Origin of the sequence: Pectobacterium atrosepticum (assembly GCA_019056595.1) — a bacterium.
Taxonomy (GTDB): domain Bacteria; phylum Pseudomonadota; class Gammaproteobacteria; order Enterobacterales; family Enterobacteriaceae; genus Pectobacterium; species Pectobacterium atrosepticum.
Genome location: CP036163.1, coordinates 191,486 through 211,635, shown reverse-complemented (window position 1 = coordinate 211,635; position 20,150 = coordinate 191,486). Strand labels below are relative to the sequence as shown.

Below are 20,150 nucleotides of genomic sequence, written 5' to 3'. Positions count from 1 at the left end.
GAGGTAAACATAATGAAAAAGTGGCCACACCTACTGGCAGCCTGCGCGATGATGTTTGGTATCAGTACCGCCAATGCCAACGACGGGAAAACGCTCTATTTCTATAACTGGACCGAATACGTGCCGCCGGGCCTGTTGGAGCAGTTCACTAAAGAAACGGGAATCAAGGTGATTTACTCCACCTATGAATCCAACGAGAGCATGTACGCCAAGCTGAAAACCTATAAAGACAGTGCCTACGATTTAGTCGTGCCGTCGACCTATTTCATCTCCAAGATGAGCAAAGAAGGCATGCTGCAAAAGATTGATACCAGCAAGCTCAGCAACTTCCATAATCTCGATCCGAACCTGCTGCACAAATCTTTCGATCCGAACAACGATTACTCGATTCCCTATATCTGGGGCGCAACGGCGATTGGCATTAATCATGAAGTGATTGACCCTGCTAGCGTCACCGGTTGGGCCAATCTGTGGGACAAGAAATACAAAGACAGTCTCCTGCTGACGGACGATGCACGTGAAGTGTTCCAAATTGCCCTGCGTAAGTTGGGTTACTCAGCGAACACCACCGACCCCAAAGAGATTGAGGCGGCCTATAAAGCGCTACAAACCTTGATGCCGAACGTGCTGACGTTCAATTCGGATAACCCTGGTAACCCGTTCATTGAGGGTGAGGTTAATCTGGGTATGGTGTGGAACGGTTCTGCCTACGTGGCACGTCAGGCCGGCACACCGCTGGATGTCATCTGGCCAAAAGAAGGCGGTATCTTCTGGATGGACAGCCTGGCTATTCCGGCCAACGCCAAAAACGTTGACGGTGCGATGAAGCTGATCGACTTCCTACTGCGCCCAGAAGTGGCAGCGCAGGTTGCAGAAACCATCGGCTATCCGACGCCGAATCTGGCGGCGAAAAAATTACTGCCACCGGAGGTTTCAAGTGACAAAACACTGTACCCAGATGATGAAACCATCGCCAAAGGCGAATGGCAGAACGACGTTGGCAGCGCCAGCACGTTGTATGAAACCTATTTTCAGCAGCTAAAAGCCGGGCGTTAATCGCGAGATACCGTGTCACGCGATAGCAATGCTGCTTCTTTATCCGATCGGCTAGAGACGATTATTATCATAAAGCCGTCCCTTTGATAGGGACGCTCATATTCACGGTGTTAACACCTTCTAGTTCAAGTAGCTGAATTTTTTTTGCGATACCTCCAGCATACCCGGTCAAGCTGTTATTGGTGCCTATGACCCGGTGGCAAGGAATGATAATAGATATTGGGTTGTGACCAACCGCCCCACCGGTAGCCTGCGCTGACATGCTGGTTTTACCCATAACAGCCGCAACATCTTTGGCTACGGTTCCGTATGTAACATATTCACCATACGGGATCTGACATAATCGTTGCCAAACAGCCAGTCGAAAATCACTGCCGCTTGGTGCCAATGGCAGAGCATCGAGGGAAGGGTTATGGCCAGAGAAATAAGCATCTAACCATCGTCTAATGGCAGAAAAAAGCGGAAGTTCGGAGCCTATCGACAGTTCGACTTGAAGGGACTGGGCATAATATTTTTGACCGACAAACCAGAGTCCGGTCAAGTTTTTCCCATCGGCGGCTATCGTAATTTCCCCCATTGGAGAATCATACTGACTGAAAAACATATTGTGCCCCTTTTTGTTGGGTGAAATGTCTTAACAAATATCCTAAGTATTGGCTATCTGTGACTTTGGGTAGAAACAACGCAAAGACTTTCTGTGATGAAATAGTGACAGATCTAACAACACTGATGCACTCACCAGTCATGCAAAAGCGAATCACCCTTACAATAAATGACTTATAAATATCAAGACAGATTGTTCAGCGGCAGCGATTTTGATTTTTTGCGCGAATCCGGCATCAACAAAGTGGCTAGTCCAAGCAACGGAAGATAACCACAGGCATCATAAACAGACACAATTCCATAGATATCTGCCAACTTACCTAAACCGGCGGCGGCAATTCCGCCCACACCAAACATGGTGCCGAACATAATTCCAGCCACCACGCCCGTTCTTCCTGGCACAACTTCTTGTGCGTATACCACAAGTGCAGCAAACGCAGAAGACAGTACAAAACCAATGATGAGTGTTAGCGTGACGGTCCAGAAAAAATTTGCATGCGGCAGGATCGGAGCGAACGGAATAACCCCTAAAAATGATATCCAGATCACCGCCTTGCGACCAATACGATCGCCAACCGGTCCACCCGCAAACGTTCCAATAGCTACGGCTGCAAGGAAAGCAAACAGGCAGAACTGTGCGTCGCGTAAGGTAATATCAAAGCGTTGAATCAGGTAAAATGTATAGTAATTGCTGATGGAGGCGATATAGGTGAACTTCGTCAGCATCAAAATACTGACAATCGCAACGGCAAGAATGACTTTGTCTCGGGGTAACTTTTCACCACTGAGGCTATCGTGTTTTTTGCTCTGCGCATGTCCGTGAGCGATAGTCCAACGGCTTATGCGAGTCAAAATAACGATGGCAATGAGCGCAATGATCATCAACCACGCGACTGACATTTGCCCGTGGGGAAGTATCAATAGTGCGGCGATCAAAGGACCGAATGCGGTGCCAGCATTTCCCCCAACCTGAAAAACTGACTGAGCTGTGCCAAACTTCCCACCGGAAGCCATTCGGGCAACCCGTGAAGCCTCAGGGTGAAATGTGGATGAACCCACACCAACTAACGCCGCAGAGATGAGTAACAAGGTAAAGCTGTCAGCTATTGCCAACAAGCCGATACCCAGAAACGTAACAACCATCCCTGCCGGTAAAAGATAGGGTTTAGGACGTTTGTCAGTATATAAACCAACCCAGGGTTGAAGAAGGGAGGCCGTGATTTGGTAAACCAGCGCAATCATGCCGATTTGTGCGTATGACAGCGTGAAATTTTCTTTTAGCATCGGATACCGGATGCAGTTTTCGTATCTGGAAGCAGCGGGCGCGGATTTTTGTGTCCATGGACCTGCTTTCTAACGGTATGCCAGTCAAACATGTGGCCTATAAACTGGGTTTTTCATGCCCATCTTCTTTCGTTGCCGCATTTCGCACAGTGACGGGTCAGACTCCTTCCTGTTTTTCAGGGTTGTCTGACACTCACAGTGATAAGTGACGTAGTTCATGCGCTAACGTGTACAGGCGGCTTGAACGCTCGTTTAGCGTATCCGTATGACCGCTCGACGGGTTTTGTCAGCCCCCTGTTTGTCCCTATCTGACGTCATTTCTTTAACATCACCTGGCAAGTTTTCGCACCTAAAACCATCATATTGACAGCTAAAAGCATTATCCTGACGGTATTAGGAAAATAATTACGCGCAGCTTCTTCTATAATGATCCAACACTCATAAGGATTACGATAAGGATCACCACCATGCTACACCTCTCCAGCCATAGTTTTCAGGACGGCGAAAATATCCCAGGCGAATTTGCTTTTGCCATTCCGGATGCAACCAATCACATTTCGCTGTCCTCTAACCACAATCCCCACCTTGCCTGGCACGGCGCTCCCGAAGGGACACAGTCTTTCGTGTTGATCTGTCACGACCCAGATGTACCCAGCCGCGGTGATGATGTGAATCAGGAAGGCCGCGAGGTTAGCGCCTCTCTGCCCCGTGTTGATTTCTACCATTGGCTGTTGCTGGATATTCCAGCCAGCGTCAGCGAGATCGCCGCCGCTTCGCATTCCGATAGCATTACTCCGCGCGGAAAAGCAGGTCCAGATGCCCCAACAGAGCTCCGACACGGCGTCAACGATTACACCGTTTGGTTCGCCACCGACGAACAGATGAAAGGCACCTACTATGGCTATGATGGCCCGTGCCCGCCGTGGAACGATGCGCTCGTCCATCACTACATTTTCACACTGTACGCTCTCGCGACGCCGTCTTTAGCGATAGAGGGTGAGATTAACGGGGCGAATGTCCATGCCGCGCTGGCTAACGCGCCAGTATTGGCAGAAGCGAAACTTACCGGACTGTATACGCTGAATCCTCAATTGTTATGAGCGTGACCGCTTTACGCCCTGCTTCTCCGTCTCTCATTGAAGAGGCGGACTGGCGTTTGCCATCAGGCCAGCCGCTACAGCGGTATGGTCTGTGCGCATTGGCACAGCCTCACCTGCGCACACCACAGCAAACAACGCGTTTTCATTTTTATGAGGCCACGCTTCTGCTGGTTCTTTCGGGTCAATTGACCATTATCGAACAGAATAAAACAACGACTGTCGACACGCCGTCTCAGCTTTGCCTGATTACACCTGATGCGAATGCCGATCTGACGAAAATACCCAGCGGTTATGACTCCGTTTTTCGATCAATCTTCCTGACGTTTTCACCCACGCTTCTGGCGCGTTTTTATCTCCGCTATCCTGATGAATCCTCATCAGCGCATCATCCTCAACCCTTCACTACCCTCACGCTGGATAGCGCACTCACCAGCACATTGCAGTATTTGGTTGAAGGGATTACAGGCAACGAGCTCAATGAATCACGTCTCGAACTCCGGCTGATGGATATGCTGCTGGTGCTATCAGAACGCGGATATCGCTTTGGCGCACCGCCACAGCCTGGCGTTTCCACCCAGCTACGTGCGCTGATCAGTGAGGAACCGGAACGCCACTGGACCGCACAGTCTGCAGGCCGTTTGCTGGCGATGAGCGAAGCCACGCTACGCCGGAGGTTATCCGCTGAGCAAACGCGTTTTGAATTGCTACTGTTGGAGACGCGAATGCAGCACGCCATGATGTTGGTACAGACGACGTCATGGAATATGCAACGTCTGGCTGAGGCCTGTGGGTATAAATCCTCGGCTCGTTTTTCCGAACGATTTAAAACCCGTTTTGGCTGTTCACCTACCAAGATTCGTTAATCCACTCTTGGCGGAGTAGCGCCACCATCCTGCAATATCTATACCCGTCATCTTTCAAGCTGCAGGTGTGTTGGCTTCCCTTACTCACCCCAGTCACTTACTTGAGTAAGTTCCTGGGGATTCCTGCGGTTGCCGCCTTCCTGCGACTCGAAATCTATTGGGTATAAAACAAAGCGCCCTGTCAGATAAACCAACAGGGCGCTTGAGGACGGTCAAAAGATGATCATAACAACGTGGCGTATTACTCTTTCTGGTCTTGCGCCAAATCGTTAGCGATTTTCACCGTTTCATCCAGATAAGGATCGGGAGCCTGATAATCTTTCGGCAAATCTTCCAGCGATTTGAGCGGTTTCTTACCTTCTCTCGCCAGTCGATCGTTAATCCGATTCAGACGCATCGCCTCATCGTCGTCATTCTCTTTCTCACGCTGAGCAAGATTGAGCGACACGAGGTTGCGTTTATCCTTCATCGCGTTGTAGCGGGCAATGTCCTGCGCAACAAACTGGAACTCAGGATCTTTGGCGATACGCTCCTGATGATGCTCATTCAGTTTGCTAATCAGCGCTTTCAGATCGCCGCTCTTGATGTAGTTGGCCGCTTTGATGCTGTCCCACGGTAACGCGTTATCTTCGAACTTCTCGCCGGTATCTACCGTCTCGGTGCCCGTTGGCATCATCACGTCAGGCGTCACGCCTTTCATCTGAGTACTGCCGCCGTCAATGCGATAGAACTTCTGAATCGTGTATTGCACGGAACCCAGCGCAGGCCAGTCAGGGCGCAGCATCTGATCGTAAATCCGATTCAGCGAGCGATACTGCTGTACGGTGCCTTTACCAAACGTCGGCTCACCCACGATCAGTGCACGACCATAATCCTGCATCGCCGCCGCGAAAATCTCGGAAGCGGAAGCACTGAAGCGGTCTACCAGCACCACCAGCGGGCCTTTGTAATACACAATGCCGTCAGTGTCGCTGTCTTCGCGCACCTTGCCATTATTATCACGTACCTGAACCACGGGGCCGCTTGGGATAAACAGACCGGAAAGCCCTACCGCTTCCGTCAGCGCACCGCCGCCGTTAGTCCGTAAGTCAATCACGATACTGCTGACGTTCTGTTTTTCCAGTTTCTGGAGCTGAACTTTTACGTCATCCGTCAGGCCGACATAGAAGCCGGGGATATCCAACACGCCGACTTTATCTTTACCGACCGTCTTAACAGACATTTTAACCGCACGGTCTTCAAGACGAATACGTTCGCGCGTCAGCGTGATAATACGGGTTTTCGTCCCTTTGCCTGCGGGCAGAATTTCCAGACGCACCTTACTGCCTTTCGGCCCTTTGATCAGCGCGACCACATCATCCAGACGCCAGCCGATAACATCCACCATCGGTTTGCCGCTTTGGCCTACGCCAACCACACGGTCACCAACGGTAATGTTTTTGCTCTTCGCTGCCGGACCGCCTGGCACCATGGAATTAATCATGGTGTAGTCGTCATCCATCTGCAGCACCGCACCAATCCCTTCGAGCGACAGGCTCATTTCGGTATTGAATTGTTCGGTGTTACGCGGTGACAGGTAGCTAGTATGCGGGTCAATTTCACGCGCAAAGGCGTTCATGACGAGTTGGAAAACATCTTCGCTGTTGCTCTGCGCCAAACGGCGAATCGCAAACTGATAACGCTTGGTCAGCGTCTCTTTGATGTCTTTATCATCTTTACCGGTCAGCTTTAGGCTGAGCCAGTCATATTTTACCTTGGCATCCCACAGGCGGTTAAGTTCGCCCGCGTTCTGCGGCCAAGGAGCTTTGCTGCGATCGAGTTCAAACGTGTCATTGCCCGTCAAATCTACCGGTTTATCCAGCAGCGACAGTGCATATTGAAAACGCTCAAACCGGCGTTTCTGCGCCAGATTGTACAACGCGTACGGAATATCCAGTTGCCCAGATTTCAGCGCGTCGCCCAACTGGGCTTTTTGCCCGGAAAATTGCGCCACATCAGAGGCCAACAGCACGTTGTGGCTGTAGTCCAACATGTTGAGGTAGCGGTTAAAAATTTTCTCGGAGAACGGCGCATCCAACATAAACTGACGATAATGCGAACGCAGGAAACGTGAGGCCACCCTGTCGCTAACGGTAGCATGTTGAGGCTCCTGATGTAGCTGAGGGATCTGCTCAACACGCGTAATGTTTTCATTTGCAAAACTAGAGCCCGCCAGCAGTAAACCTGCAATGGCGGTTATTCTGATTAAGTTGTTCATGCCCAGGTTGGCCTCCGTATCAGAACTGCAAGTGTTCTGCGCGTACAATCATTGCCAGTCCAGAAGCCAATTGTACTCTGACTTCGCCTTTGGCAATTTCAAGCACGGTGGCATCCATGGCGTCTTTGCCGGCTCTGACTTTGATTTCCTGACCGATTTGCAGTTTGGAAACATCCGTAACCGCAACCCGCTGACGTTCATTGCTGACAGGCTTAGCCTGACGCGGTTGAGCGTTCGCTGGTTGTTGAGAAGAGGACTGCGATTGGCCGGAAGAAGGTTTACGCGGCGTATTGTTTCTAGATGCATGGTTTCGAGATGCATCGTTTGAACCATCGCGGCGCGGCGCACGCTTCTGAGCAGGACGAGGGGTGCGTGCCGCTTCTGCCGTTTCTCCGGCTGCTTCACGTTTTTTCGCCTGTTGCTCAGCACGCTGAGCCTGAACTCGCGCTTTTGCTTCTTCCAACTGCTTACGGGCATGATCGACATGCTGCTGTTCCAACTCACCGCACGGATTACCGTCCAGATCCACACGTTGGGCACCCAATTTTACACCGTACAGATACCGCCAGCTTGATGTGTAAAGGCGCAGCGCAGAGCGCAATTGCGTCTTACTGACGTTATCGGACTCCTGTACACGTTCAACAAGATCTTGAAAAATACCGATCTTTAACGGACGAGTTTCACCTTCAGTGGTGAAACAAAGCGGGAACCGCTCTGCCAAAAAGGCAATGACTTCTTTACTACTGTTCAACTTAGGTTGATTTTCCATGAAATTTCCTGATTACAACGGGTTTGCCAACCGGCGCAGGCATGAACAGGCGTCATTATAATGACGCCATCGGCAATTGCCACGTTAACCTTGTCTCAACGTGAGAGAATTGATGAATGTCATCACATCGCTCGCTTCCAGTTGAGCACAAAGTACGCTCACCACGGCCTTCAGCCCTTCTTCATCATCCGCGTCAAAACGCTGATAAAGGGTACTGTCAATATCCAGAACGCCAATCAACTGCCTGTTAACGACAAGCGGTAGCACAATTTCAGCATTACTCGCGGCATCACAGGCAATATGACCAGGGAACGCATGAACATCATCCACGCGCTGAATGCGATTTTCAGCGATTGCCGCACCGCATACGCCTTTGCCAACTGGAATACGCACACAGGCAACCTTGCCCTGAAATGGTCCCAAGAAAAGCGTGTCGTTATCCAACAGGTAAAACCCTGCCCAGTTAACCCCATCCAAACGCTCAAACAGCAGCGCACTACTGTTTGATAAAATCGTAATAAAACGGTTTTCATCCGCGATAAGCGATGACATATCGCGGATGAGGTCCTGATAAAATTCTTGTTTATTCATACTTGTTTATTCATAAAGTATATCGTTGTCTTTTCAAAACAGTGCGGAAAAATCCCACACAGACTGCATAAGCATCTATTACAGAATGCCATAAGATTAACGCCTTCGCGCGAAGAATCATTCGCCTTACTGTATCGTTGTCGTGCATATCGTGCTATTCCCACCTGCAAAATAATATCGGGCAGAGATCATATCCTTTTATGAATTTATCATTCAGTGAGCCTTCAGTTACACTGAATAGCTGTGAATACGTTATCCATCGGGAATAACAGAGTCGACACCTTCTACCGGATCGCAGGAAAGATGAAAATACATAATATATCCAGCCCTGCACCGTTTTCTTCTCCCCGACCACCGCTAACCGGCGGTGTGAAAAGCGCCGTGTCTACTTTAGATCGCTACCATCGCTGCCCGGAATGTGATGCTTTTTTTGCGCTGCCACAGCTGAAGCGAAACCAGACAGCAAGCTGCCCACGCTGCTATGCCACAGTCAGTTCAGGCAGAGACTGGACCATTTCCCGACTTGCTGCAATGGCCGTCGCCATGCTAGTGCTCATGCCGTTTGCCTTTACCGAACCGTTGATCAGCATTCGTTTGCTGGGTGTTACCATCAATGCCAGCCTGTTCGAAGGCATTTGGCAAATCACCCGTCAGGGGCACCCGCTCACGGCAAGTATGGTCGCCTTTTGTACCGTTGGCGCGCCGCTAACATTAGTTTTTTCGCTGTTATACCTGTTTTTCGCTCCCCGAATCGGCATGAATCTGCGGCCCATCCTGCTCATGTTGCAACGGCTAAGAGAGTGGATGATGTTGGATATCTATCTGGTTGGTATGGCCGTCGCCGCGATCAAAGTCCGTGAATTCGCGGATGTTCAGGTGGGGATCGGGCTGGTCGCCTTTCTGGCATTGATGATCTTAAGCCTGTTGACGCTGATCCACTTAAATACCGACCAGCTTTGGCAGCGGTTTTACCCACGGCTGAGGCCATTGATTTCACCAGAACGCTACCGAATCTGCCTTTCCTGCCATTTCACCAGCTCACCTGACAATCAGGGACGCTGCCCACGTTGCCACATTCCGCTCCGCTTGCGTCAGCGGCAAAGTCTGCAAAAATCTTGGGCAGCGCTCATTGCCTCTATAATTTTACTGTTCCCCGCTAACCTGTTGCCGATATCGATTATTTATGTCAATGGCGCACGCACGGAGGACACCATTTTTTCCGGCATCCTTTCACTCGCATCAGGCAATGTTCCGGTCGCACTGGTGGTCTTTATCGCCAGTATTCTGGTGCCGTTTACTAAAGTTATTGTGCTGTTTGGGCTACTGATAAGTATTCATATCCGATCAGAAAGCAGCATAATGATGCGCATGAAGATGCTGCGCGTTATCCGTTGGATCGGTCGCTGGTCTATGCTCGATTTATTTGTGATTGCTTTGACGATGTCGCTCGTCAACCGCGATCAACTACTCGCTTTTACCATGGGGCCTGCTGCCTTTTATTTTGGCGCAGCGGTGATTCTCACTATCCTCGCAGTCGAATGGCTGGATAGCCGGCTGATGTGGGATAACACTGATGTGGAATAACAATGCAAGATAATACGTCCGGGACACCAACCGAAGCTGCTGTAAAAAACAAGCGTCGCCTGTCGCCATTTTGGCTGCTGCCGCTCATTGCACTGATGATTGCCGGCTGGCTGATTTACACCAATCAGCAGGAACGCGGGGCGACGGTCACCATTGATTTTGTCTCCGCCGACGGTATTGTCGCCGGACGTACGCCCGTACGCTACCAAGGGGTAGAGGTAGGCACCGTACAAAATATCAAGCTAAGCGACGACCTACGCACGATAGAGGTTGAAGCCAGTATCAAAAGCGATATGAAGGAAGCGTTGCGCAGCGGTACGCAGTTCTGGCTGGTTACACCGAAAGCCTCTCTCGCCGGCGTTTCAGGATTAGATGCGCTGGTGGGCGGCAACTACATCGGTATGATGCCTGGTTCCGGCGAGGCGCAAGAACACTTCTCCGCGCTGGATACGCAGCCCAAATATCGCGTTAACACTGGGGAATTACTGATTCATCTCCACGCGGACGATTTGGGTTCACTGAATACCGGCTCGCTGGTTTACTACCGTAAAATTCCGGTGGGGAAAGTCTACGACTATACCGTTTCTCAGGATCGCAGCGGTGTGATGATTGACGTGCTGGTTGAACGCCGTTTCACCCATTTGGTGAAGAAAAATAGTCGCTTCTGGAATGTGTCTGGTTTTAATGCCGACATCAGCGTCAGTGGTGCAAAAATTGAGATGGAAAATCTGGCGGCGCTCGTGAACGGTGCCGTTGCATTCGATTCACCGGAAGAGAGCGAAGACGCCGGTGCCGAGCAATCCTATCGCCTCTATCCCGATCTGGCACAAAGCCAGCGCGGGGTGAAAATCACGCTAGATTTACCTTCGGGCGACAGCTTATCCGAAGGACGTACTCCGCTGATGTATCAAGGATTGGAAGTCGGGACGCTCAATAAAATCACGCTGAATCCAGACGGCGGTAAGGTCAGCGGAGAGTTGATCATCGATCCCTCTGTAATTTCGCTGATGCGGGAAGGCACGCGTATCGAACTCAGCAAACCCCAGCTTTCGCTCAGCGACCTGAATGTGTCACGCCTGCTGAGCGGCCCAACGCTGACGTTACTCCCCGGGGAAGGCGAACCACGACAGCACTTCGAGGTGTTAGATAGCGCGCAACAGCAGCTCACCCAGCCCGGTGCGCTCTCCATTCAGCTTACAGCGGCACAAAGTTACGGCATTGATAGCGGACAGCCCGTACTGTTGCACGGCGTGCAAGTTGGTCAGGTAGTGAAACGTACGTTGGACGAGCAAGGTGTCAGCTTCATTTTGGTGATCGAACCGCGATATCGTCAGCTATTGCATCGCGACAGCAAATTCATCGTTAACAGCCGCCTGAATGTGAAAATGGGACTGGATGGGATTCAAGTGCTGGGTGCCAGCGCACAAGAGTGGGTCAGCGGCGGTATTCAGGTGTTGCCGGGCAGCAAGGGCGAGATTCAGGCACGTTACCCGCTGTTCAGCGATATTGAAAAAGCCGAAGAGGGCATTCGCGGTTCCACCCCCTCGCCTACCCTCACCTTGGTGACCGATAGCCTGCCGGATATTCAGGACGGTTCCATCGTGCTGTATCGTAAATTCCAGGTGGGTGAAATCATGCGAGTGCGCCCCAAAGCGAATACCTTTGAGGTCGAGGTTTATATCCGTCCTGAACACCGCAAACTGTTGACGGAAAACAGCGTGTTCTGGGCAGAAGGCGGGGCCCGCGTGCAGTTGAACACCTCGGGCCTGACTGTGCAGGCCTCTCCGTTGAATCGCGCGCTTAAAGGTGCGATCAGTTTTGATAATCTGGAAGGTGCACCGGAAATTAAAGGCGGTAAGCGCGTTCTGTACAACACCGAAACAGCCGCGCGCGCCGTGGGGAGCCGGATCATTCTGCGTACCTACGATGCCAGCAAACTCGCACCGGGTATGCCGATCCGCTATTTGGGCATCGATATCGGCCAGTTGGATTCGCTGAAGCTGTCTGAACAACGTAACGAAGTGCTGGTGCAGGCCGTGCTCTATCCTGAATATGTGCGCAATTTCGCTCGATCTGGGACGCGCTTTTCCGTTGTCACCCCAGAAATTTCCGCGGCGGGAGTGAATCATCTGGAAACGCTATTCCAGCCTTATATCAACGTCGAGCCGGGCAACGGCAGCGTGACGCGCAATTTTGAACTGCAACAGGCTACTATCACTGACTCCCGCTATCAGGACGGCCTGAATATCAGCGTTGATGCGCCAGAAGCGGGAGCATTGCAGGTCGGCACACCGGTTCTGTTCCGCGGTATCGAGGTGGGTACAGTAACCGGACTGTCGTTGGGCAATTTGTCGGATCGCATCGCCGTGTCGCTACGCATCAGCAAACGCTATCAGCATCTGGTACGCGATAACTCCGTCTTCTGGCAGGCTTCGGGCTACAATCTGGAATTCGGACTGGTTGGCGGCGTTATCAAGAGCGGAACCTTCCAGCAGTTCATTCGCGGCGGTATCGCTTTTGCCACGCCACCCAGCACGCCACTCGCCCCCAAAGCACAGGAAGGAAAACATTTCCTGCTGAGGAACGAAGAGCCTAAAGAGTGGCGGCAATGGGGTACGGCGATCCCCAATATCTCGGATAATTAACGTTCATCACCTATCAGGGCGGCGATTGCCGCCCTGTCGTTTTCACGTTATCTATTAAAGATCCGTGCTACACTTCGCCGCTTCTTCCCCTCGTTTTACTGAATAACCTGTACGGAACCACGCCGTGGCAAAATTTACCCCAGCCAGCCTGCCTGCTGAATTTCTCGACACTATGCGGGACATCATGCCTTCATCGCTTTCGATGGAGGATTTTATTGCCGCCTGCCAGCGCCCATTGCGCCGGAGCATTCGCGTCAATACGTTAAAAATCAGCGTCGATGCCTTTCTTCAGCTCGCGCAGCCTTATGGCTGGCAGCTTGAGCCGATTCCCTGGTGCCAAGAAGGTTTCTGGCTGCTTAATGCTGAAGAGGAAAATACGCGGCTAGGCAATACATTGGAGCACCTGAGCGGGCTATTCTACATTCAGGAAGCCAGCTCCATGCTGCCCGCCAGCGCCCTATTCCACCATAATGACGCGCCGGGTACTATTCTGGACGTCGCAGCGGCTCCAGGCTCCAAAACAACGCAGATCGCGGCACGACTGAATAATGAAGGGGCTATCGTCGCCAACGAATATTCAGCGAGTCGGGTAAAAGTGCTGCATGCCAACATCAGCCGCTGCGGAGTCAGCAATACCGCGATCACGCACTTCGACGGGCGAGTTTTCGGCGCTGCCCTACCGGAATATTTTGATGCGATTTTGCTGGATGCCCCGTGCTCAGGCGAAGGTGTGGTGCGTAAAGATCCGGCGGCGATGAGCCACTGGTCGCAAGAGAGCATTACTGACATTGCCGCTACGCAGCGCGACCTAATTCTGAGCGCGTTCCATGCTCTGAAACCGGGTGGTGTAATGATTTACTCCACCTGTACACTGAATAGGCAGGAAAATCAGCAGGTCTGTCGTTGGCTACAGGCACAGTTCCCTGATGCGTGTGAGTTTGAATCGTTAGACGATCTCTTCGCCGGCGCCGAACGCGCCACAACGGAAGAAGGCTTCTTGCACGTATTCCCTCAGATTTATGACAGTGAAGGCTTCTTTGTTGCACGCTTGCGTAAAACCGGCAGCGTGCCGCCGCTGCCACGCCCTGGTTATAAAGTCGGTAAATTCCCGTTCTCTCCGGTTGCCCACAAAGATCGTGCGTTACTCACAGAGGCTGCGCGTAAACAGGGTATTCGCTGGGATGAGGAATTACTTCAGCTGTGGCAACGCGATAGCGAGGTTTGGCTCTTCCCTGCGGCACTGACTTCCGCTTTCGGCAACATCAAATTCTCACGCATTGGCATTAAACTCGCCGAGCGTTTCCCCAAAGGTTTTCGCTGGCAGCATGAAGCCATTGTCGCACTAGCAGACCCGAACGCGAGCAATGCCTACGCACTGAACGATCGCATCGCCTGTGAGTGGTTTCAGGGTAAAGACAGCTACCCGGAACCGCTTCCTACTGCGGATGAGTTAATTTTAACCTACCAGAACACACCCGTTGGTCTGGCAAAGCGCATCAGCAGTCGGATAAAAAACAGCCTGCCGCGCGATTTAGTCCGGGATGGCGCGTCCTCCGCGCGACCTCTAGCTAAAGAATAAATGCGGTTTCTGCATCAGGTGGCGATAAAACCACCTGATGAACAGCCCGTTATCTCTTTTCTCACTGATTCTCATCTACAATTATCTCGATAGAGAGAAAGAATCGCGGTAATAGTAATGTCTGGAGAACGGCATGTTTGCGTTAGTCATCTTTGTTTGTTATCTCGGGCATGGCTGTGACGATTTGGTCGTCGGTGCCTACAACACCGAAGCACAGTGTCTGCAAGCGATGGGTGAACAGCGCCTGCGTCGCGCTGGCTGCTTCCCTATCGAAGAGTATATTGATGGCTTCTGGATCCCCGCGCAGGAGTACGCTGATTTTTAATCCCCAATCTGCGCATTCTCACCGACACACGCCAAAACCACGCATGCCAAAATGAAAATGATTGGCATGTGCAGCGTTATATTCCGGCCCTAGCGAATTACCGAAAAAACGACAGCTTTCACTGAACGTGGTACGTAAATAATTGCCGCGATCGCCCGTTTCCGACCACTGATTCAGAACACTAATCTGCCGCCCATCAGATAGGCGAAAAGCGGCGATATCCCACGCATCTGCCGTTGCATGCTCACTCAGGCGTCCTTCTGGCCGATGATAGACATTTCGACAAGCATAACTGCCCATATGGTCGATACGCGTCAGCGACGTACCAAGAGACGCCGCCTGAGGCACTGCAACCTGCGCCACAAACATCGTACTACTCAGCGCCAGTGGACAACTGGCAAGAAAACTGGAGCTGAGTGTGACCGAACCAAAACCTTGCACCCGAACAGGTGATGCCACCGGGCATTGTCCACTGATGTCACTGGCCTCGGCGAATCGTAGCCGCCCATTTTGCTGCGCCTGCTTTAACACTGCCAGACAGGCTTCGGGATCGTTGGCGACAGACTTCATTTTTAGACGGGTAATAAACGTAGGTGGGTCATCGACGGACAACGAAGAGAAAGGATCGTAACCGGGCGGGAGCTGACGCTGAATCCAGGGAGCCAGAGCCACTAATACCCCCAGTATCACCGCAAATATCACCCATCTTCGCATCAGTTTTGTCTCCCAGTTATTTTCTTCTCCTAAGTAATATTATGCTATTAACGCAAACTCGGCCGGGTTCATCCCCAACGATACCCCCGCCTCCACGATTTTCTGCCACTCCTGATCGGACAGATAAACATGCAACCATGTCATGGAAACCATACTGGCGGGATCGATGATAATCGTCGTCATGTTATCCACCGGGTTCATTCTACTGCTGAATAGGTGTGAACAGCACAGCAAAAAAAAGAACAGTATTTTTGAAAGAGAATAACAAATCTCTCTGATATTCATTGCTACATCATGGCGCTATCATTTCTCACATCAGGTAAAATCGCCTAATTAACACAATAAAGCGTGAAGGAATAAGTCATGAAAACTATCAAAAACTTTATCGCAGTTATCGCTCTTTCTACTTTGTCTTTCGGTGCGTTTGCTGCGCAGGAAATCGCAACGGTCTCCGTTAGCGGTGCAAAAACATTAGACGCTTTCGAAGTACAGGTTGCTCAAAAAGCCCAACAAGCTGGCGCGTCGTCATATCGCATTGTTTCCGCCACCGGGCGAGATCAGTTACACGGCACTGCGGTTCTGTATAAATAAATCAAGCCCGACGTCAGGGAGCCTCAGGGCTCCTCTGTCGTATTTTGCTCAACAATTCCCCTCCCGCGCACCACACAATCGCGAATAAAATATAAACAAATCACGTGATATACCAATCAATGCAATTGCTTTAACCATCTGGTGAAAAATAAACCTCAGCAGTACCATCCCCGACATTGTAAGGCGTAAACATAAGCGGCTGACATACATAGGGTTGCCTGTTCATCAGGCATAAATAATATGGATTTTATTTAAATGAAAAAGACATCGTGTTTTCTACTGGCGCTTGCCGGATTATTGGTTTCCATTACTACTTATTCTGCCACCTCCCCTTCACCTCATACTGAGGAAACTCGGATACCGGCTATTAAACTGATCAATACGCCGGATAATCACTCAGCCTTCGTAACAGGCAGTGTTCCCGCTCTGGAAAAAATCACCGCACAAAAATTTTGGCTTAGTAACTCTACTGAAGCGTGGGAGATGAACGTTCACGCAGCGCCGCGCAAACAATATGTCATCACGCTGAAGGGCACATTAAAATTTCGAGTCAGCGATGGTTCCACTTTCCTGCTTTCTCCCGGAACGGTTTTGATTGCCGCCGATACGCAGGGCGAAGGACATAGCTGGGAGATGGTTGAAGGCACAGAGTGGGTCAGAATTTATATTCCGATAGTGGAAGATAATGATTACTTCATCCCAAATTCATCGGTTACGGTGGTGGCTAAAGCACACTAATTTTTCACAGAAAATTGGCGACAGAGGCTTGTCGCCAGCAAGTTAATCCTTATTAGCATCAAACGGATCTTCGACATCGTCCTTACTGTCATCACGCTTGCGAGGAATTTCACCCTGATCTTTCGGCGCATTTTTTGCAGGATGCTCGTCTTTGTCCGTATGTTCGGTACCCGGATTTTTATCAGTCATCGTTTCCTCCCATCATTTCGTGTTCTATAAATTTAGTCGATAATCATTAGAATGAGAGATAAACCAGTAAAAATGCACAGTGTGGCAGACGACACTGTATAGAAAAGCTTAATTTTCAAACAACATCAATATGGTTATCATCACAACCTATCCACTGATAATGAAGAATTATTAATAATTATGCCCTATCAAGAATGATAGGCTTCTCTTATTAATTCTTTCATGGATGTATCGATGAAACGAAAACTCTTCGTTATTCTATTATCTACAGCATTCTCTTTTACTGTTCAGACAGCATCGTCCTATCAATATCGCCATGATGGTGATAGTCAAGATGCGGGAAAAATAAAAGCGGAAGATCGAAAACAAAAAGAAAATCGATTTGTTTGTGATGGCAGACAGTATTGTAGCCAGATGAACTCGAGAGAAGAGGCGTACTTTTTCATTCAAAACTGCCCTAAGACCAAAATGGATGGCGACCATGATGGAGTGCCTTGCGAACGCGACTCACGTTTCCCTCCAATTAGAGCCGGTCGATATTAACTATCTCATGAGCATATCGTGCATCATGGATTAAAAAATCATGCGCGATTGAGATGATCGCCCAGTGATTTTGGTGAGCCCTAAGTATAAAAAATTCGTTGCAATTCACTATGATACATAAACAAAAACCCCAGCTTTACGCTAGGGTTTTTTTACTATTCTTCTTGGCTGCTCCGGTTTACACCATCATCGCTATCGCAAGAGAAATATTAATTCAATTACAGCGCAACAACGTTGCCAGCTGATGGGCCTTTCTGACCATTTTCAATGGTGAACTCAACTTTTTGGCCTTCGTCCAGAGTTTTGAAATCGTTGCTCTGAATAGCAGAGAAATGTACGAATACATCTTTGCTACCGTTGTCAGGAGTAATGAAACCAAAACCTTTACCAGCGTCAAACCATTTTACTAAACCAGTCATTTTATTAGACATAGAAATTACCTTAATTTTTTATAGTGCCTTCCGGCGGAATAGGGCCTGTGCACAGAATTTAATTAGCAACAATAAGGAGGCTCAAAGAAGGGATATCTATGGATAACACTTTGAAATGAGAACTGCTTTACTAAACTGCTTTTTAGGTCTGCGAACCAAACCGACGAGCTATTAACGCATGTACAACAATCTTTAGCAAGCATTTATTCTTAAAAACCTTTAAAAGTCGGACAGATGGGGAAATCGTCTCACTCCACTCGTTCATCGGTAATGGTTCACCAACGGCGACATCAAAAAAAAGACTGAATACGATTCCTGTATTCAGTCTAGGGAAATGGCTCTTGGGAGAGCCGTGCGCTAAAAGTTGGCATTTATACAAGCTGTACTAGCCCTGTAACCTTAAGCGTAGCCAACTCCCCCGCGTTTTCCAGCTTTAACCCGCTCGCAATTATCACAAATGGAACAGATTTCACACTTTGCATTAACCATAAAGAAGCGACCAATTAACATTAATAAGCAAATCAATTACTTCATGGTTTAGCGTCTGGCTGACACAGTTGCTCTGCACGTTCGATAAATGGCTGAAGGCTTTTTTTCTGTCCAGGATGTTTAGGATCGTCCAGCCAGATGACGTCTATCGGTTGCGCACTCACCCGCCCAGACTTCATCTGCTCGATGGCAACATCATTCAGCGGATATTGCATCAACGTTCCAGTATGTAATGCGTATAGCGCATTGCCAGGGCGACAAATCAGTTGAACCTCTTCTCGCGAGAAAGCCCAGCGTTCGCCATATTCCAGCCGACTGATATTTGCCAGTTTGGCGGCAGAAAAAGCATTAGCAGAAAGTGAGGTAAGCACGATAGATAGCAAAAATTTCTTCATCATGGTATTCCCAACATGCGTATTCAGACAATGATGTGTGTGAGTTTTGCAGCCTTATCCGAATCAGAGAAAGACAGCCTCAAACCTTATAAAACATAAAGTTGTGTATCACTACTCGCGTGATCATAGCGACAGAGGAAGATGAAGTCGAGCGCGAAGCCAAGAATAAAATCTACGGTGAGGAGTAGATAGAAAGGTCGTTCGAGAAGAAAAATAGCGGGATAAAGAGAACATTATCCCGCGTCATTCAAATGCGCATTGGCCGACAAAAGCATCGATTGTCGTTAGGCTGACGGTGCTGCCGCAGACATTTTTTTCAGATCCTGATCGATGAAGAACAGGCCGCCCTCACTGGCATTAACCAGCGCCAGTTTGTCCAGAATAGAGCGGAACAGTTTTTCTTCTTCGTGTTGTTCAGCAACGTACCATTGCAGGAAGTTAAATGTAGAGTAGTCCTGCTGCGCCATCGCAGCGTGCGCAAGCTCATTAATTTTTGCTGTAATCAGCTGTTCATGTTCATAGGTCAGCTTGAAGACATCAGCCAGTGAATCGAAATCAATCGGCGGTGCCGCAATCGCGCCTAATATAGGTAGGCTTCCCGTGTCATCCAAATAGTCAAACAGGCGCTGCATGTGTTGCATTTCTTCCTGAGAATGCGTTTTCAGGAAACTGGATGCACCTTCAAAACCTTTATCACCGCACCATGCGCTCATTTGCAGATACAAATTCGCGGAATAAAACTCCAAATTAAGTTGTTCATTCAGCTTCTGAATCATTTCTTTTTTTAACATAGTAACTCCCTATTTTCCCGGCAGGTGAAATTATTCTGAGAATTATGCCTGAAAAAATAAAATAAAAAACACTTTATTAACATAGATAATATCTAAGTTAAATTGAAAGTAAAAACAATAATTTATGATTATTGCTATTGATATTCATTATCATTTAATCATGGATTTTACTATACTATTGCGAATCGTTTTTATTATCAAAAATAACAACATCGATATATAAAATTTATGATTCGAGTGAATTAAAAAATGATTCCCACTTCGTAATGAGAATAATAAACATGCACATGAAAGGTGAACACTTGCCATTTCCCCATCGCTACTTTACCGTGGCACACATCAGTCTGTGGACAATAGGCAGGAGAAAGCGGTATGGGACATAATCTGGCAGAATTATCCAAAGAAGATATGGATAAGATTAACGTGGACTTGGCAGCGTCAGGTGTTGCCTTCAAAGAACGTTACAATATGCCAGTCATTCCAGAGGTTATTGAGAGAGAACAGCCCCAACACTTGCGTAACTATTTTCGTGAGCGCGTCATGTTTTACCGCCAGCGTTCACTCCAGTTCTCTCGTTTACCCTACGAGCCTAAGTCTAAATAGCGATTCATCT

General features: G+C 49.3%; 19 protein-coding genes and 3 pseudogenes. 12 read left to right on the top strand and 10 right to left on the bottom strand.

Features of this window, described 5'->3' with window-relative positions; genetic code table 11:
* The first annotated feature begins 12 nt into the window (after positions 1–12).
* On the top strand, positions 13–1,056 hold the full coding sequence (potD, locus tag DCX48_01560; GenBank protein ID QXE13303.1) for a spermidine/putrescine ABC transporter substrate-binding protein PotD: 1,044 nt from the start codon (positions 13–15) through the stop codon (positions 1,054–1,056).
* 67 nt (positions 1,057–1,123) lie between these two features.
* On the opposite strand, the gene DCX48_01555 is transcribed toward potD, so the two are convergent.
* Both DCX48_01555 and DCX48_01550 read right to left on the bottom strand, forming a co-directional pair.
* Positions 1,124–1,660 (bottom strand): methylated-DNA--[protein]-cysteine S-methyltransferase, encoded by a 537-nt coding sequence (locus DCX48_01555; GenBank protein QXE13302.1) that lies wholly within the window; start codon positions 1,658–1,660, stop codon positions 1,124–1,126.
* 182 nt (positions 1,661–1,842) lie between these two features.
* A pseudogene (locus DCX48_01550) lies at positions 1,843–2,949 on the bottom strand (MFS transporter).
* Between DCX48_01550 and DCX48_01545 the strand changes: the two are divergent.
* The 3 genes and pseudogenes from DCX48_01545 to DCX48_01535 all read left to right on the top strand — a co-directional run bounded on the left by DCX48_01545 (position 2,946) and on the right by DCX48_01535 (position 4,906).
* Positions 2,946–3,152 (top strand): annotated as a pseudogene (locus DCX48_01545) (AraC family transcriptional regulator). The pseudogenes DCX48_01550 and DCX48_01545 sit on opposite strands and share 4 nt — an antisense overlap.
* 258 nt (positions 3,153–3,410) lie before the next feature.
* Complete coding sequence (locus tag DCX48_01540) at positions 3,411–4,043, top strand: YbhB/YbcL family Raf kinase inhibitor-like protein (GenBank protein ID QXE13301.1); 633 nt, start codon at positions 3,411–3,413, stop codon at positions 4,041–4,043.
* Positions 4,040–4,906: an AraC family transcriptional regulator gene (locus tag DCX48_01535; GenBank protein ID QXE13300.1), complete on the top strand. Its 867-nt coding sequence runs from the start codon at positions 4,040–4,042 to the stop codon at positions 4,904–4,906. The genes DCX48_01540 and DCX48_01535 overlap by 4 nt, the downstream gene beginning before the upstream one ends.
* Before the next feature lie 241 nt (positions 4,907–5,147).
* On the opposite strand, the gene DCX48_01530 is transcribed toward DCX48_01535, so the two are convergent.
* The 3 genes from DCX48_01530 to DCX48_01520 all read right to left on the bottom strand — a co-directional run bounded on the left by DCX48_01530 (position 5,148) and on the right by DCX48_01520 (position 8,523).
* Entirely contained in the window at positions 5,148–7,163 is a 2,016-nt protein-coding gene (locus tag DCX48_01530) for a carboxy terminal-processing peptidase (protein ID QXE13299.1), read from the bottom strand.
* Positions 7,164–7,182: 19 nt separating this feature from the next.
* Positions 7,183–7,932, bottom strand: a complete 750-nt coding sequence (gene proQ, locus DCX48_01525) for an RNA chaperone ProQ (protein ID QXE13298.1) — start codon at positions 7,930–7,932, stop codon at positions 7,183–7,185.
* A gap of 84 nt (positions 7,933–8,016) precedes the next feature.
* Positions 8,017–8,523 (bottom strand): GAF domain-containing protein, encoded by a 507-nt coding sequence (locus tag DCX48_01520; GenBank protein ID QXE13297.1) that lies wholly within the window; start codon positions 8,521–8,523, stop codon positions 8,017–8,019.
* A 303-nt stretch (positions 8,524–8,826) separates the two neighbouring features.
* On the opposite strand from DCX48_01520, the gene DCX48_01515 reads away from it, so the two are divergent.
* The 4 genes from DCX48_01515 (at position 8,827) to DCX48_01500 (ending at position 14,656) form a co-directional block, all read left to right on the top strand.
* A complete protein-coding gene (locus tag DCX48_01515; protein QXE13296.1) occupies positions 8,827–10,107 on the top strand; it encodes a paraquat-inducible protein A in 1,281 nt (426 codons plus the stop codon).
* A gap of 2 nt (positions 10,108–10,109) precedes the next feature.
* On the top strand, positions 10,110–12,752 hold the full coding sequence (locus DCX48_01510; GenBank protein ID QXE13295.1) for a PqiB family protein: 2,643 nt from the start codon (positions 10,110–10,112) through the stop codon (positions 12,750–12,752).
* A gap of 124 nt (positions 12,753–12,876) precedes the next feature.
* Positions 12,877–14,331 carry a 16S rRNA (cytosine(1407)-C(5))-methyltransferase RsmF gene (gene rsmF / locus DCX48_01505; GenBank protein QXE13294.1) on the top strand — a complete coding sequence of 485 codons (1,455 nt, stop codon included), beginning with the start codon at positions 12,877–12,879 and terminating at the stop codon, positions 14,329–14,331.
* A 133-nt stretch (positions 14,332–14,464) separates the two neighbouring features.
* A complete protein-coding gene (locus DCX48_01500) occupies positions 14,465–14,656 on the top strand; it encodes a DUF1482 family protein (protein ID QXE13293.1) in 192 nt (63 codons plus the stop codon).
* Between the two features lie 18 nt (positions 14,657–14,674).
* Here DCX48_01500 and DCX48_01495 read toward each other — a convergent pair whose 3' ends face one another.
* Together DCX48_01495 and DCX48_01490 are read right to left on the bottom strand one after the other, a co-directional pair.
* Entirely contained in the window at positions 14,675–15,370 is a 696-nt protein-coding gene (locus DCX48_01495) for an extensin family protein (GenBank protein ID QXE13292.1), read from the bottom strand.
* Positions 15,371–15,409: 39 nt separating this feature from the next.
* Positions 15,410–15,562, bottom strand: a pseudogene (locus DCX48_01490) (lactate dehydrogenase).
* Positions 15,563–15,733: 171 nt separating this feature from the next.
* Between DCX48_01490 and DCX48_01485 the strand changes: the two are divergent.
* The 3 genes from DCX48_01485 to DCX48_01475 all read left to right on the top strand — a co-directional run bounded on the left by DCX48_01485 (position 15,734) and on the right by DCX48_01475 (position 17,431).
* Positions 15,734–15,961 carry a DUF1471 domain-containing protein gene (locus DCX48_01485; protein QXE13291.1) on the top strand — a complete coding sequence of 76 codons (228 nt, stop codon included), beginning with the start codon at positions 15,734–15,736 and terminating at the stop codon, positions 15,959–15,961.
* 255 nt (positions 15,962–16,216) lie between these two features.
* Positions 16,217–16,699, top strand: coding sequence for a hypothetical protein (locus DCX48_01480; GenBank protein ID QXE13290.1), 483 nt, complete (start codon positions 16,217–16,219; stop codon positions 16,697–16,699).
* Between the two features lie 423 nt (positions 16,700–17,122).
* Positions 17,123–17,431: an excalibur calcium-binding domain-containing protein gene (locus DCX48_01475; GenBank protein ID QXE13289.1), complete on the top strand. Its 309-nt coding sequence runs from the start codon at positions 17,123–17,125 to the stop codon at positions 17,429–17,431.
* A gap of 218 nt (positions 17,432–17,649) precedes the next feature.
* Here the strand turns inward: DCX48_01475 and cspA are convergent, their stop codons facing one another.
* The 3 genes from cspA to ftnA form a co-directional block, all read right to left on the bottom strand.
* Positions 17,650–17,862 (bottom strand): RNA chaperone/antiterminator CspA, encoded by a 213-nt coding sequence (cspA, locus tag DCX48_01470; protein ID QXE13288.1) that lies wholly within the window; start codon positions 17,860–17,862, stop codon positions 17,650–17,652.
* A 530-nt stretch (positions 17,863–18,392) separates the two neighbouring features.
* The gene (locus DCX48_01465; GenBank protein QXE13287.1) at positions 18,393–18,749 is read right to left on the bottom strand and encodes a DUF2511 domain-containing protein; all 357 of its coding nucleotides are present in this window, start codon (positions 18,747–18,749) and stop codon (positions 18,393–18,395) included.
* Positions 18,750–19,030: 281 nt separating this feature from the next.
* Entirely contained in the window at positions 19,031–19,537 is a 507-nt protein-coding gene (gene ftnA / locus DCX48_01460; GenBank protein ID QXE13286.1) for a non-heme ferritin, read from the bottom strand.
* 372 nt (positions 19,538–19,909) lie between these two features.
* Here ftnA and DCX48_01455 point away from each other — a divergent pair, with 372 nt between their 5' ends.
* Positions 19,910–20,140 carry a DNA polymerase III subunit theta gene (locus DCX48_01455; GenBank protein QXE13285.1) on the top strand — a complete coding sequence of 77 codons (231 nt, stop codon included), beginning with the start codon at positions 19,910–19,912 and terminating at the stop codon, positions 20,138–20,140.
* Positions 20,141–20,150: the final 10 nt, after the last annotated feature.

Bases quoted from the DNA above. Each gene is read 5' to 3' on its own strand.
- potD (QXE13303.1), top strand. From the start codon at position 13: ATGAAAAAGTGGCCACACCTACTGGCAGCCTGCGCGATGATGTTTGGT.
- DCX48_01555 (QXE13302.1), bottom strand. From the start codon at position 1,660: ATGTTTTTCAGTCAGTATGATTCTCCAATGGGGGAAATTACGATAGCC.
- DCX48_01540 (QXE13301.1), top strand. From the start codon at position 3,411: ATGCTACACCTCTCCAGCCATAGTTTTCAGGACGGCGAAAATATCCCA.
- DCX48_01535 (QXE13300.1), top strand. From the start codon at position 4,040: ATGAGCGTGACCGCTTTACGCCCTGCTTCTCCGTCTCTCATTGAAGAG.
- DCX48_01530 (QXE13299.1), bottom strand. From the start codon at position 7,163: ATGAACAACTTAATCAGAATAACCGCCATTGCAGGTTTACTGCTGGCG.
- proQ (QXE13298.1), bottom strand. From the start codon at position 7,932: ATGGAAAATCAACCTAAGTTGAACAGTAGTAAAGAAGTCATTGCCTTT.
- DCX48_01520 (QXE13297.1), bottom strand. From the start codon at position 8,523: ATGAATAAACAAGAATTTTATCAGGACCTCATCCGCGATATGTCATCG.
- DCX48_01515 (QXE13296.1), top strand. From the start codon at position 8,827: ATGAAAATACATAATATATCCAGCCCTGCACCGTTTTCTTCTCCCCGA.
- DCX48_01510 (QXE13295.1), top strand. From the start codon at position 10,110: ATGCAAGATAATACGTCCGGGACACCAACCGAAGCTGCTGTAAAAAAC.
- DCX48_01500 (QXE13293.1), top strand. From the start codon at position 14,465: ATGTTTGCGTTAGTCATCTTTGTTTGTTATCTCGGGCATGGCTGTGAC.
- DCX48_01495 (QXE13292.1), bottom strand. From the start codon at position 15,370: ATGCGAAGATGGGTGATATTTGCGGTGATACTGGGGGTATTAGTGGCT.
- DCX48_01485 (QXE13291.1), top strand. From the start codon at position 15,734: ATGAAAACTATCAAAAACTTTATCGCAGTTATCGCTCTTTCTACTTTG.
- DCX48_01480 (QXE13290.1), top strand. From the start codon at position 16,217: ATGAAAAAGACATCGTGTTTTCTACTGGCGCTTGCCGGATTATTGGTT.
- DCX48_01475 (QXE13289.1), top strand. From the start codon at position 17,123: ATGAAACGAAAACTCTTCGTTATTCTATTATCTACAGCATTCTCTTTT.
- cspA (QXE13288.1), bottom strand. From the start codon at position 17,862: ATGTCTAATAAAATGACTGGTTTAGTAAAATGGTTTGACGCTGGTAAA.
- DCX48_01465 (QXE13287.1), bottom strand. From the start codon at position 18,749: ATGATGAAGAAATTTTTGCTATCTATCGTGCTTACCTCACTTTCTGCT.
- ftnA (QXE13286.1), bottom strand. From the start codon at position 19,537: ATGTTAAAAAAAGAAATGATTCAGAAGCTGAATGAACAACTTAATTTG.
- DCX48_01455 (QXE13285.1), top strand. From the start codon at position 19,910: ATGGGACATAATCTGGCAGAATTATCCAAAGAAGATATGGATAAGATT.